The organism is Streptomyces sp. NPDC028308 (assembly GCF_055565855.1).
In genome coordinates this window covers 487,570-499,650 of record NZ_JBVHTO010000001.1, presented here as the reverse complement: position 1 = coordinate 499,650, position 12,081 = coordinate 487,570, and the positions used below count along the sequence as shown (strand labels likewise).

Here is a 12,081-nt window from a genome sequence, read left to right as displayed (position 1 = left end):
CGCTTCCTCACAGCCGCTTGACCCCCTTGATGCGTCCGGCGCGGGCGACGCGCGCACGGGCCGCCTTGACGCGCAGGCCGCTGCGCTGACTGCCGATGCGCAGTCCGGTGCCGGAGGAGAGCCAGCCCGCGGAGACGTCGGCCGCCTTGGCGGCGTTGGTGTCGGCGAGCGGGTCGTTCTCGGCGCGCCGGGCGAGGGCCATCAGGCCGGGCACCACGAAGGGGGCGAGCAGCAGGTCGTACAGGGCGGCGGTGAACAGCAGGCTGCCCAGGCCGACATGGCGGGCTGCCGTGTCGCCGACGAGGGCGCCGACTCCCGCGTACAGCAGGGTCGAGCCGACCGCCGCCGCGACGACGACGGCCATCGGGCCGGTCGCCGACTTGAGCCGGCCGTTCTCCGGCTTGGCCAGTCCGGCGAGGTAGCCGATGACGCAGAGCACGAGGGCGTAGCGGCCGGCGGCGTGGTCGGCGGGCGGCGCCAGGTCGGCGAGCAGGCCGGCGCCGAACCCGACGAGGGCGCCGCCGACATGGCCGTAGACCAGGGCGAGGGCGAGGACGGTGAGGAGCGCCAGGTCGGGGACGGCGCCGGGGAGATGCAGCCGGGCGAGGACGCTCACCTGGATCACCAGGGCGACGACCACCAGGGTGGCGGAGAGCAGCATCCGGTTGAAACGCATGGGATTCGGCTCCTACTGCTGCTGGCCGTCGACGGGCGCGTCCGCCGAGGGGGTGACCGTCACGGTCACCGTCGGCGTGGGGGTGGGCTTGGGCTTGGCCGGGAGCACCTCGTCGCGCGGGTCCTTGCGCGGGGCCTCCACGACGACGCCGACGATGTCGAGCTTCGTGAACGAGACGAAGGGCCTCACGTAGACCGTGCGGGTCAGGTCGCCGCCGGAGGGGTCGACACGGGAGATCACGCCGACCGGGACGCCGGGCACGAACGGCTTGTCGGCCTGCGAGCCGAAGGTGACCAGCCGGTCCCCCTTGGCCACCTTGGCCTTGCCGTTGAGGAGCTGGACGCGCAGCGGGCGGTCGCCCTGCCCGTCGGCGAAGCCGAGTTCGTCGGTGGACTCCATGCGCGTGCCGACGGTGAAGTCGGGGTCGTTGGCGAGCAGTACGGTCGCCGTGTTCGGGCCGACGGTGGTGACCCGTCCGACCAGGCCGTCGCCGTTCAGGACGGTCATGTCGCGCTTGATGCCGTCGTTCGCGCCGACGTCGATGGTGACGGTCCAGGAGAAGCCCTGGGCCGCTCCTATGGCGATGACCTGGGCGCCCTTGATGCCGTACTGGCCGGCGCCGGCCGTCTTGAGCATCTTGTCCAGCTGCTTGACCCGGCTGCGGTTGCGGTCGTCGCTGCCGAGCTTGGCCTTCAACGCCGCGTTGTCGTTCTCGAGCTGGGCGATGCGGTCGTGCCGGTCGCCCGAGTCGCGGACGGCGGCGACCGCGTTGCCCACGGGGTCGACGGCGGAGGCGACCCCGTTCTCGATCGGACCGAAGACGGTGGCCGCGGCGTGCCGGGCACCCTCGACCGGTGAGTCCTCCCCACCGCGGATGTCCACCGTGATCAACGCGAACGCGATGGCGATCAGCAGCACCAGGAGCAGCCGGCTCTCTTTCGTGTCCCTCACGTGCGGCGGCCGTGCCTTCCTCGTCGGAATTGTTCGGGAATTCGTTGACGGACGCCCTGGTCAACACCGGGCGTCTTGGGGGAGCTTATGCCTCTATATCAACGATCCGCCGTACGAGAAGGGATCGTCTCGTACGGCGGAATCGAAGTGTCGTGTCATCGCCGGGGCTGGGCGTCCAGAACCTGCTGGAGCGCCTCGAACTCCTCGACGCATTTGCCGGAACCGAGCGCCACGCTGTCCAGCGGGTCCTCGGCGATGTGGATCGGCATGCCGGTCTCCCGGCGCAGCCGCTCGTCCAGACCGCGCAGCAGGGCTCCGCCGCCGGTCAGAACGATTCCGCGGTCCATGACGTCACCGGAGAGCTCGGGCGGGCACTTGTCGAGCGTCGTCTTCACGGCGTCGACGATCGCGTTGACCGGCTCCTCGATGGCCTTGCGGACCTCGGCGGCGGAGATGACCACGGTCTTCGGCAGGCCGGAGACCAGGTCCCGGCCGCGGATCTCGGTGTGTTCGTCATTGTCGAGGTCGTACGCGGAGCCGATCGTGATCTTGATCTGCTCGGCCGTCCGCTCACCGAGGAGGAGGCTGTACTCCTTCTTGATGTGCTGGATGATCGCGTTGTCCAGCTCGTCACCCGCGACGCGGATGGACTGGGCGGTGACGATGCCGCCGAGCGAGATGACGGCGACCTCCGTGGTGCCGCCGCCGATGTCCACCACCATGTTGCCCGTGGCCTCGTGGACCGGCAGGCCGGAGCCGATGGCGGCGGCCATGGGCTCCTCGATGATGTGCACCTGGCGGGCGCCCGCCTGGGACGACGCCTCGATGACGGCGCGGCGCTCGACGCCCGTGATGCCCGAGGGCACACAGACGACGACGCGAGGACGAGCGAGGTAGCGCCGCTTGTGGATCTTCAGGATGAAGTAGCGGAGCATGCGCTCGGTGATCTCGAAGTCGGCGATGACGCCGTCCTTCAGCGGACGCACGGCGACGATGTTGCCCGGGGTCCGCCCGATCATCTTCTTCGCTTCCGCGCCGACCGCGAGGATGCCACCGGTGTTGGTGTTGATCGCGACGACGGACGGCTCGTTGAGAACGATCCCGCGACCCCTGACGTACACCAGCGTGTTGGCGGTCCCGAGGTCGACAGCCATGTCACGGCCGATGAACGACATTGAGTTCCCCATCAGGATTCGTCTGGCCTTCCCAAGTGGAGCTTTTGATGGCTTTTTAGGACGGCGAGGTGGGTGCTGTGACGTGAAGGCTTCCATCGTAGACGCGCCTGCACGAACACTGCGCGAGGGTCTTCGCCAATTCTCAGCAGATGACGAGTCGCCTCGCTTCTGGAGACGGGCCATCGGGGCATGCGTTCCCCCGATCGGCACGCATATGCCGGAGGACGGCCGAAATACTCCGGCCGCCCCCGCCCGAATGGGCCCTTCGGCTGACGTGCCGTCAGAAAAAAGATCGTTCCGTGCGGCGGCCCGGCGGCTCCCCCGGACAGCCAACTCCGCGCCGGGCGCCCGGCGCGGCGGGAGGTCAGGCCCGGCCGGGGAAGAAGATCTTCAGCTCACGCTCGGCGGACTCCTCGGAGTCGGAGGCGTGGATCAGGTTCTCCCGGACGATGACTCCGAAGTCGCCCCGGATGGACCCGGGCGCGGCGGCGATCGGGTCGGTCGGGCCGGCCAGGGCGCGGACGCCCTCGATGACGCGCTCGCCCTCGACGACGAGAGCCACGATCGGGCCGGACGCCATGAAGGCGACGAGCGGCTCGTAGAAGGGCTTGCCCTTGTGCTCGCCGTAGTGCTGCTCCAGCGTGTCCTGGTCCAGGGTCCGCAGTTCCAGCGCGGTGATCTGCCAGCCGGCCTTGCGCTCGATACGGCTGATGATCTCGCCGGTCAGGCCGCGACGGACGGCGTCCGGCTTGAGCAGGACGAGGGTGCGCTGGCTCACGGTGGTGGCTCCTTCGATCACATGGTGTGCGGGCTCAGAGGCTACAGGGCCGCTCGGAGGGGACGTTACTCAGTGTCAGGCAGGGCCCTGCCCCGGAGGGCCGCTGAGGCCCTGCGGGACAGGGACCCCGCTGCCACGGTGACCGAGGGGTCCGGCGCTGGTCACGCTCGGGCACCGGGGGCGGGCTCTCCGGGGCCCGCGCCGCGCGCCGCTGTCGGTACGTCACGGGGCGCGGCGCGGGCCCCGGAAGCCGGGACCGGTCAGGCGCCGGGACCGGTCAGGCGCCGGACGGGCTGCTCGTGCCGCTCTGGGCGGCGAAGCGGGCTGCCTTCGCCTCGTCGATCTTGCGTCCGTAGTGGATGGAGGCCCACCACAGGGCCGCGAAGACCGCGCCCATGAAGAACATGGTCGGGACGACGAAGCCGGAGGCGATCAGGGCGACCTGCAGGGCCCAGCCGAGCTGGAGGCCGCCGGGCCGGGTGATCACGCCGCAGAACAGCACGCACAGCGCCATGGCGATGCCGCTGACCGTCCAGACCGTGGCGACGTCGAGGTCCGGGTCCTTCATGGCGACCAGACCGGCGAAGCCGATCACGAAGAACTCGCCGATCAGGGTCGATGCACAGAGCGTACGCACGGGTCAGCCCCTCCCCAGGAGCAGTCGGGCCTCGCCGACGGTGATGACGGAGCCGGTGACGAGGACGCCGCCGCCGGCGAACTCGCCCTCCTCCTCCGCGAGGGTGATCGCCGCCTCCAGCGCGTCGTCCAGGCGCGGCTCCACCTGGACGCGGTCCTCGCCGAACACCTCGACGGCGATGCCGGCCAGTTCGTCCGCGTCCATCGCGCGGTGGCTGGAGTTCTGGGTGACGACGACCTCGGCGAAGATCGGCTCGAAGGCCTCCAGCAGCTCGCGCACGTTCTTGTCGCCGCTGGCGCCGACCACGCCGATCAGCCGGCTGAAGTCGAAGACCTCGCTGACGGCCTCGGCCGTGGCGCGGGCGCCCGCCGGGTTGTGCGCGGCGTCCAGGACGACGGTCGGCGAACGGCGCACGACCTCCAGCCGGCCCGGCGCGGTGACCGAGGCGAAGGCCTTGCGGACGGTGTCGATGTCGAGGGCCTGGGACTGGGCGGCGCCCACCCCGAAGAACGCCTCCACCGCGGCGAGCGCGACGGCCGCGTTGTGCGCCTGGTACGCGCCGTGCAGCGGGAGGAAGACCTCCTCGTACTCCCCGCCCAGTCCGCGCAGGGTCAGCAACTGGCCGCCGACGGCGACCTGGCGGGCGACCACGCCGAACTCCAGGCCCTCGCGGGCCACGGTGGCGTCGACCTCGACCGCCTTCTTCAGCAGCACCTGGGCCGCGTCGACCGGCTGCTGGGCCAGGATCACGGTGGCGCCCTGCTTGACGATGCCGCCCTTCTCCTGGGCGATCTCGCCGGGGGTGGAGCCGAGCCGGTCCGTGTGGTCCAGGTCGATGGGGGTGATCACGGCGACGTCGCCGTCGATGACGTTGGTGGCGTCCCAGCTGCCGCCCATCCCCACCTCGACCACGGCCACGTCCACGGGGGCGTCCGCGAAGGCCGCGTAGGCCATGCCGGTCAGCACCTCGAAGAAGGACAGGCGGTACTCCTGCCGGGCGTCGACCATCTCGACGTAGGGCTTGATGTCCTCGTACGCCTCGATGAACCGCTCGGCGGAGACCGGCGCGCCGTCCAGGCTGATGCGCTCGGTGACGGACTGGACGTGCGGGCTGGTGTACCTGCCGGTGCGCAGCTCGAAGGCGCCGAGCAGCGCCTCGATCATGCGGGCCGTGGACGTCTTGCCGTTCGTGCCCGTGATGTGGATGGAGGGGTACGCGCGCTGGGGCTCGCCCAGGACGTCCATCAGCGCGCTGATGCGGGCGACCGACGGCTCCAGCTTCGTCTCGCCCCAGCGCGTGGCGAGCTCGGCTTCGACCTCGCGCAGCGCCTTGTCCGTCTCGGGGTCGGCCGGGCGCGTCGGTACGTCCGACTGCGGCAGGCCGCCCTGGGTGCGCAGGGTGCGGCTGCCGGCCTCGATCACCGCGAGGTCCGGGTCGCGCTCGGTCTCGTGCGCGACGATCTCGTCGAAGGAATCGAGCGGATCGGACTCGCTGCTGTCGTCGTGCGGGGGGAGCTCACTCACGGACCCCAGTCTACGGAGCCCCACCGCCACGCGACGCGGGGGCGCACACCGGGCGGATTCCGGCTCCTCGGGCCGCCCCCGCCCCCCGGGGGCCGGGGCGAAGCCCCTCGGGGCCGGAGGCGGGGGCCCCGGCGCGAAGTCCCCCGGGGTCGGGGAGCGGGGGCCCGGGGCGAAGTCCCCGGGGTCGGGGGGCGAACCCCCTCGGGGGGGGGGGCGGGGGCCCGGGGGGAAGTCCCCGGGGGCCGGGGCGAAGCCCCTCGGGGCCGGAGGCGGGGACCCCGGCGCGAAGTCCCCCGGGGTCGGGGGGGGCGAAGCCCCTCGGGGGGCCGGGGGCGGACCTCACCCCGAGGGCACGGGCGAAGCCCACCGGCCGGATGCCGGGGTGTGAGCCCACGGCCGGAAGCCGGGGCTAAGCACCCCGGAGGGCGGTGCAGGCACCGGGGTATGGGCCGGGGCCAAGCCCCCGGGAGCCTGGGGCGGAGCCCACCGTCGAGGGTGCGAGGCGAAGCCCCCGGGGCAAGGGGGGGCCGAGCCCCCGCCGAGGGCGCGGGGCAAAGCCCGCCGCCCGGGGGCGGGGCCGGGGTCGGGGCCCGCCGCCGGGGCGGAGCCCACAGCCGGGGGTCGGGGTGAAGCCCGGGATCGGGAGCCGGGGCGAAGCCGGGGGGCCGGGAACCGGGGGCCGGGGCGAAGCCCGGGGCGAGAGGCCGGGGCCGGGGGCCGGGGCGGAGCCCACCCCGAGGGTGTGGGCGAAGCCCTCGGGGTGGGCTGGGGCGAACCCCCGGGAGCCTGGGAGACGCCAAGCGTCGAGGGCGCGAGGCAAACCCCCCAGGGCAAGGGGCCGACCCCCCGGTCGAGGGTGCGGGACGAAACCCGCCGCCCGGTGGCAGGGCCGGGGTCTCGGCCCGTGGCCGGAAGCCGGGACGAAGCCATCGGGAGCCGGGGCGTAGTCCACTGCGGGCTGCGGTGCGAGGCCCCGGGACAGGGGGCCGAGCCCACCTTCGGCGGTGCGGGGCGACGCCAGAGGCCGGGCGGAGCCCACCGCCAGCTACGGAGCGAGCCCTGGGGACAGGGGGCGGAGCCCACCGCTGGCTACGGAGCGAGCCCTCGGGTCAGGGGGCGTAGCCCAGCTTCGAGGGTCGGGGCGGAGCCCGCGGCCAGGAGCCGGGGTATGAGGAGGCCCCCGGTGCCGTATTGGCACCGGGGGCCTCCTTCGTGTGCGTGGTGGGGTGTTACGCCTGGGGGAGGCGGTCCAGTTGGGTCTGGATGCGGGTGATGTCCTCGTCCGCCTTGGCGAGGCGGGTGCGGATCTTCTCCACCACGTTGTCCGGGGCCTTGGCGAGGAACGCCTCGTTGCCGAGCTTGGCGTTCGCCTGGGCCTTCTCCTTCTCGGCGGCGGCGAGGTCCTTGGCCAGCCGCTTGCGCTCCGCGGCGACGTCGATCGTGCCCGAGAGGTCGAGCGCGACCTGCGCTCCCCCGACCGGCAGGGTCGCCGTGGCCGTGAACTCCTCGCCCTCCGGCTGGAGGCGCAGCAACTGCCGGATGGCCGCCTCGTGCGGGGCCAGTGCGGTCCCGTCGAGGGTCAGCCGGGCCGGGACGCGCTGACCGGGCTGCAGACCCTGGTCGGCGCGGAAGCGGCGGACCTCGGTGATGACCCGCTGGAGCGTCTCGATCTCCCGCTCGGCGGCGTCGTCGCGGAAGCCGCTGTCCTTCGGCCAGTCGGCGATCACGACGGACTCACCGCCGGTGAGGGTCGTCCACAGGGTCTCCGTGACGAACGGGACGACCGGGTGGAGCAGCCGCAGCGTGACGTCCAGGACCTCGCCGAGGACCCGTCCGGAGACCTTCGCCGCCTCGCCGCCGCCCATGAACGTGGTCTTGGACAGCTCGACGTACCAGTCGAACACCTCGTCCCACGCGTAGTGGTAGAGGGCGTCGGAAAGCTTCGCGAACTGGAAGTCCTCGTAGAACGCGTCGACTTCGGCGACCGTCTTGTTCAGCCGGGACAGGATCCAGCGGTCCGTCGCGGACATCTGCGAGGCGTCGGGCAGCGGGCCCTCGACCGTCGCGCCGTTCATCAGCGCGAACCGCGTGGCGTTCCAGATCTTGTTGGCGAAGTTGCGGGAGGCCTGAACCCAGTCCTCGCCGATCGGCACGTCCGTACCGGGGTTGGCGCCGCGGGCCAGGGTGAAGCGGACGGCGTCGGAGCCGTACGCGTCCATCCAGTCGAGCGGGTCCACCACGTTGCCGAAGGACTTGGACATCTTCTTGCCGCGCTCGTCGCGGACCAGACCGGTGAGCGCGATGGTCTTGAAGGGGACCTCGCCGTCCATCGCGTACAGGCCGAACATCATCATCCGGGCGACCCAGAAGAAGATGATGTCGTGTCCCGTGAGCAGGACGTCGGTGGAGTAGAACTTCTCCAGATCCGGGGTGCGCTCCGGCCAGCCGAGCGTGGAGAACGGCCACAGGCCCGAGGAGAACCAGGTGTCCAGGACGTCGGTGTCCTGGGTCCAGCCCTCGGCCTCCGTGCCGGGCGGCTCCTCGTCGGGGCCGACGCAGACGACCTCGCCCTCGGGGCCGTACCAGACGGGGATGCGGTGGCCCCACCACAACTGCCGTGAGATGCACCAGTCGTGCATGTTGTCGACCCAGTCGAAGTAGCGCTTCGACATGTCGGCGGGGTGGATCGCGACGCGGCCGTCGCGGACGGCGTCGCCGGCGGCCTTCGCCAGCGGGGCGACCTTGACCCACCACTGCATGGACAGGCGCGGCTCGACGGTCGTCCGGCAGCGCGAGCAGTGGCCCACGGAGTGGACGTACGGACGCTTCTCGGCGACGATCCGGCCCTGCGAGCGCAGCGCGCCGACGATGGCGGAACGGGCCTCGTAGCGGTCGAGTCCCTGGAAGGGGCCGTGGACGGTGATGACCGCCCGCTCGTCCATGACCGTGATCGACTCCAGGCCGTGGCGCTGGCCGATCGCGAAGTCGTTCGGGTCGTGGGCGGGCGTGACCTTGACGGCGCCGGTGCCGAACTCGGGGTCGACGTGCGTGTCCGCGACGACGGGGATGGTGCGGTCGGTCAGCGGCAGCTTGATCCGCTTGCCGACGAGGTGGCGGTAGCGCTCGTCGTCGGGGTGGACGGCGACGGCGGTGTCGCCGAGCATCGTCTCGGCGCGGGTGGTGGCGACGACGAGGGTCTCGTCGCCCTCGCCGTACCGGATGGAGACGAGCTCGCCGTCGTCCTCCTGGTACTCGACCTCGATGTCGGAGATCGCCGTGAGGCAGCGCGGGCACCAGTTGATGATGCGCTCGGCGCGGTAGATCAGCTCGTCGTCGAACAGCCGCTTGAAGATGGTCTGGACGGCCTCGGACAGGCCCTCGTCCATCGTGAAGCGCTCACGCGACCAGTCCACGCCGTCGCCGAGCCGGCGCATCTGGCCGAGGATCTTGCCGCCGTACTCCTCCTTCCACTGCCAGACGCGCTCGACGAACTCCTCGCGCCCCAGGTCGTGGCGGGACTTGCCCTCCTCGGCGAGCTGCTGCTCGACCTTGTTCTGGGTGGCGATACCGGCGTGGTCCATGCCGGGCAGCCACAACGCCTCGAACCCCTGCATGCGCTTACGGCGCGTCAGGGCGTCCATGAGGGTGTGCTGGAAGGCGTGGCCCAGGTGCAGGGAGCCGGTCACGTTCGGCGGGGGGATGACGATGGTGTACGGAGGCTTCTCGCTCTTGGCGTCCGCGGTGAAGTAGCCCCGCTCCACCCAGCGCTCGTACAGCTTCCCCTCTACCTCGGCCGGCGCGTACTGGGTCGGCAGTTCGGGAGTGGATGCTGGCGGCTGCTGCTGAGCGTTGTCGGTCACGGAGCCAGTTTAGAGGTGTCACGGGCCCGTCCCGAAACGGGATTCTTCAGTAACGGTGAGCCCCCCGGCGCCCTCCCGCGTACGACCTTGCGCCAGGATGTTCGGAACACATAAGTATCCGGAGGGGAACCCAGTAATGAGCTACAACCAGCCGGGCCCGTACGGCGGGCAGCCCCAGCAGCCCGGACCGTACGGCCAGCAGCCGCAGCAGCCCGGGCCCTACGGTCAGCAGCCGCAGGCGCCGCAGCCCGGCTACGGCTACCCGCAGCAGGCTCCCCAGCAGCCGGGCTACGGTTATCCGCAGCAGGCTCCTCCTGGCGTTCCGCCCCAGCAGCCGTACGGCCAGCAGCCCTACGGCGCCCCGCAGCCGCCCGCCCCGGCCGGCGGCAAGAAGAAGACCGGCCTGGTCATCGGTGCGGTGGCGGTCGTGGCGGCGATCGCGGTCGGCGCGTACTTCGTGCTCGGGTCGGGCAGCGGCTCCTCGTCCGTCGCGGACGACGGCCCCCACAAGCTGACGACGCCGGCGACGCTGCTCACCGAGTACAAGAAGGGCAGGGACAGCGACAACGGCATGTCCAAGTCCGACCTCGAGGACGCCGAGTCCTGGGGCGTGAAGAACCCCAAGGACGTCAGCGCCACCTACCAGGCGGGGGGCGAGGACAACCCGCTGGCCGGAAAGATGATCACCTTCGGTGGCGTCTACGGCGACATCGACGATCCGGAGAAGGCCGTTGACGGGTTCTTCTCCTTCATGAAGGACGACTCCAAGGACGAGGACGTCACCTTCGTCGGCGACCCCAAGGAGTACAAGCCCAGCTCGCTGGACGGCGCTGTCCTGAAGTGCCAGGAGTCCAAGGTGGACAACTCCGGTGCCGCGGCAGGGCAGCCGAAGGCGATGAACGTGACGTACTGCGTCTGGGCCGACCACAGCACCCTCGGCTTCGTGATGCCGATGGAGTTCTCCGACGTGGCGGCGGGCAAGAGCTCGGACGCCGCGGAGGTCGCCGAGACCACCGCCAAGGTCCGCAAGGAAGTCCGCGTCAAGATCTGACCCCGCGCACCGACAGCGAAGAGGCCCCGGTCGTCCGACCGGGGCCTCTTCGCTGCGCGTACCGCGGCGGGTTACGCCGTCTTCTGCTCGCCCGGGCCGCGCCCGTTGCGCGCGTCCCTCGGGATCAGCGTCGGGTTCACGTTCGAGTGAACGACATCCGGGGTGATGACGACACGGGCCACGTCCTTGCGGGACGGGACCTCGTACATCACCGACATCAGGACCTCTTCCATGATGGCGCGCAGTCCGCGGGCGCCGGTCTGGCGAAGGATGGCCTGGTCGGCGATGGCCTCCAGGGCCTCGCGCTCGAACTCCAGCTCCACGCCGTCGAGTTCGAAGAGGCGCTGGTACTGCTTCATCAGCGCGTTGCGCGGCTCCACCAGGATCTGCAGGAGCGCCTCGCGGTCGAGGTTGTGGACCGAGGTGATGACGGGGAGCCGGCCGATGAACTCGGGGATCATCCCGAACTTCACCAGGTCCTCCGGCATGACGGCCTCGAACTGGTCCTTGGACTCGATCTCGCGCTTGGAGCGGATCGTCGCGCCGAAGCCGATGCCCTTGGCGCCGGCCCGGGACTCGATGATCTTCTCCAGGCCCGCGAAGGCGCCGCCCACGATGAACAGCACGTTCGTCGTGTCGATCTGGATGAACTCCTGGTGGGGGTGCTTGCGGCCGCCCTGCGGCGGGACCGAGGCGGTGGTGCCCTCCAGGATCTTCAGCAGGGCCTGCTGCACGCCCTCGCCGCTCACATCGCGGGTGATCGACGGGTTCTCGCTCTTACGGGCGACCTTGTCGATCTCGTCGATGTAGATGATGCCGGTCTCGGCCTTCTTGACGTCGTAGTCCGCCGCCTGGATCAGCTTCAGCAGAATGTTCTCGACGTCCTCGCCGACGTACCCGGCCTCCGTCAGTGCCGTCGCGTCGGCGATGGCGAACGGGACGTTCAGCATGCGGGCCAGGGTCTGGGCCAGCAGGGTCTTGCCGGAGCCCGTCGGGCCCAGCAGCAGGATGTTCGACTTCGCCAGCTCGATGGCGTCGTCACGCCCCTGCGCCCCGCCGTTCTCCCCGGCCTGGACCCGCTTGTAGTGGTTGTACACCGCGACCGAGAGCGCCTTCTTGGCGGCCTCCTGGCCCACGACGTACCCCTCGAGGAACTCGTAGATCTCCCGCGGTTTGGGGAGTTCCTCCCAGCGGACCTCGCTCGTCTCGGCGAGCTCCTCCTCGATGATCTCGTTGCAGAGGTCGATGCACTCGTCGCAGATGTACACACCGGGGCCTGCGATGAGCTTCTTGACCTGCTTCTGGCTCTTGCCACAGAACGAGCACTTGAGCAGATCGCCGCCGTCACCGATGCGTGCCACGGTGTGCTTCCCCTTCGCCTGGGAGACGCCTAGGTCCAGCGGCTCCTGGTGCTGCCTTATGTCCGACG

The 12,081-nt window shown here is 70.9% G+C and carries 9 protein-coding genes; 1 reads left to right on the top strand and 8 read right to left on the bottom strand.

The features are described 5' to 3' along the window. Positions 1–7 precede the first annotated feature (7 nt). The 7 genes from mreD to ACZ4VA_RS02065 form a co-directional block, all read right to left on the bottom strand. Positions 8–676, bottom strand: a complete 669-nt coding sequence (gene mreD, locus ACZ4VA_RS02095) for a rod shape-determining protein MreD (protein ID WP_355781959.1) — start codon at positions 674–676, stop codon at positions 8–10. A 12-nt stretch (positions 677–688) separates the two neighbouring features. After that, a complete protein-coding gene (gene mreC, locus ACZ4VA_RS02090) occupies positions 689–1,627 on the bottom strand; it encodes a rod shape-determining protein MreC (protein WP_355781962.1) in 939 nt (312 codons plus the stop codon). Between the two features lie 155 nt (positions 1,628–1,782). After that, complete coding sequence (locus ACZ4VA_RS02085) at positions 1,783–2,802, bottom strand: rod shape-determining protein (protein WP_037747701.1); 1,020 nt, start codon at positions 2,800–2,802, stop codon at positions 1,783–1,785. Between the two features lie 364 nt (positions 2,803–3,166). Then, positions 3,167–3,580: a nucleoside-diphosphate kinase gene (gene ndk, locus ACZ4VA_RS02080; RefSeq protein WP_355781966.1), complete on the bottom strand. Its 414-nt coding sequence runs from the start codon at positions 3,578–3,580 to the stop codon at positions 3,167–3,169. 277 nt (positions 3,581–3,857) lie between these two features. Next, positions 3,858–4,217 (bottom strand): DUF4233 domain-containing protein, encoded by a 360-nt coding sequence (locus tag ACZ4VA_RS02075; RefSeq protein WP_356168881.1) that lies wholly within the window; start codon positions 4,215–4,217, stop codon positions 3,858–3,860. 3 nt (positions 4,218–4,220) lie between these two features. After that, the gene (gene folC / locus ACZ4VA_RS02070; protein WP_388903766.1) at positions 4,221–5,741 is read right to left on the bottom strand and encodes a bifunctional tetrahydrofolate synthase/dihydrofolate synthase; all 1,521 of its coding nucleotides are present in this window, start codon (positions 5,739–5,741) and stop codon (positions 4,221–4,223) included. Between the two features lie 1,229 nt (positions 5,742–6,970). Beyond that, on the bottom strand, positions 6,971–9,601 hold the full coding sequence (locus ACZ4VA_RS02065) for a valine--tRNA ligase (protein ID WP_356168887.1): 2,631 nt from the start codon (positions 9,599–9,601) through the stop codon (positions 6,971–6,973). A 136-nt stretch (positions 9,602–9,737) separates the two neighbouring features. Between ACZ4VA_RS02065 and ACZ4VA_RS02060 the strand changes: the two genes are divergently transcribed. Beyond that, complete coding sequence (locus tag ACZ4VA_RS02060) at positions 9,738–10,652, top strand: hypothetical protein (protein WP_389389533.1); 915 nt, start codon at positions 9,738–9,740, stop codon at positions 10,650–10,652. 71 nt (positions 10,653–10,723) lie between these two features. On the opposite strand, the gene clpX is transcribed toward ACZ4VA_RS02060, so the two are convergent. Further along, positions 10,724–12,013 carry an ATP-dependent Clp protease ATP-binding subunit ClpX gene (gene clpX / locus ACZ4VA_RS02055; protein ID WP_355791632.1) on the bottom strand — a complete coding sequence of 430 codons (1,290 nt, stop codon included), beginning with the start codon at positions 12,011–12,013 and terminating at the stop codon, positions 10,724–10,726. Positions 12,014–12,081: the final 68 nt, after the last annotated feature.

Bases quoted from the DNA above. Each gene is read 5' to 3' on its own strand.
- mreD (WP_355781959.1), bottom strand. From the start codon at position 676: ATGCGTTTCAACCGGATGCTGCTCTCCGCCACCCTGGTGGTCGTCGCC.
- ACZ4VA_RS02060 (WP_389389533.1), top strand. From the start codon at position 9,738: ATGAGCTACAACCAGCCGGGCCCGTACGGCGGGCAGCCCCAGCAGCCC.
- ACZ4VA_RS02085 (WP_037747701.1), bottom strand. From the start codon at position 2,802: ATGTCGTTCATCGGCCGTGACATGGCTGTCGACCTCGGGACCGCCAAC.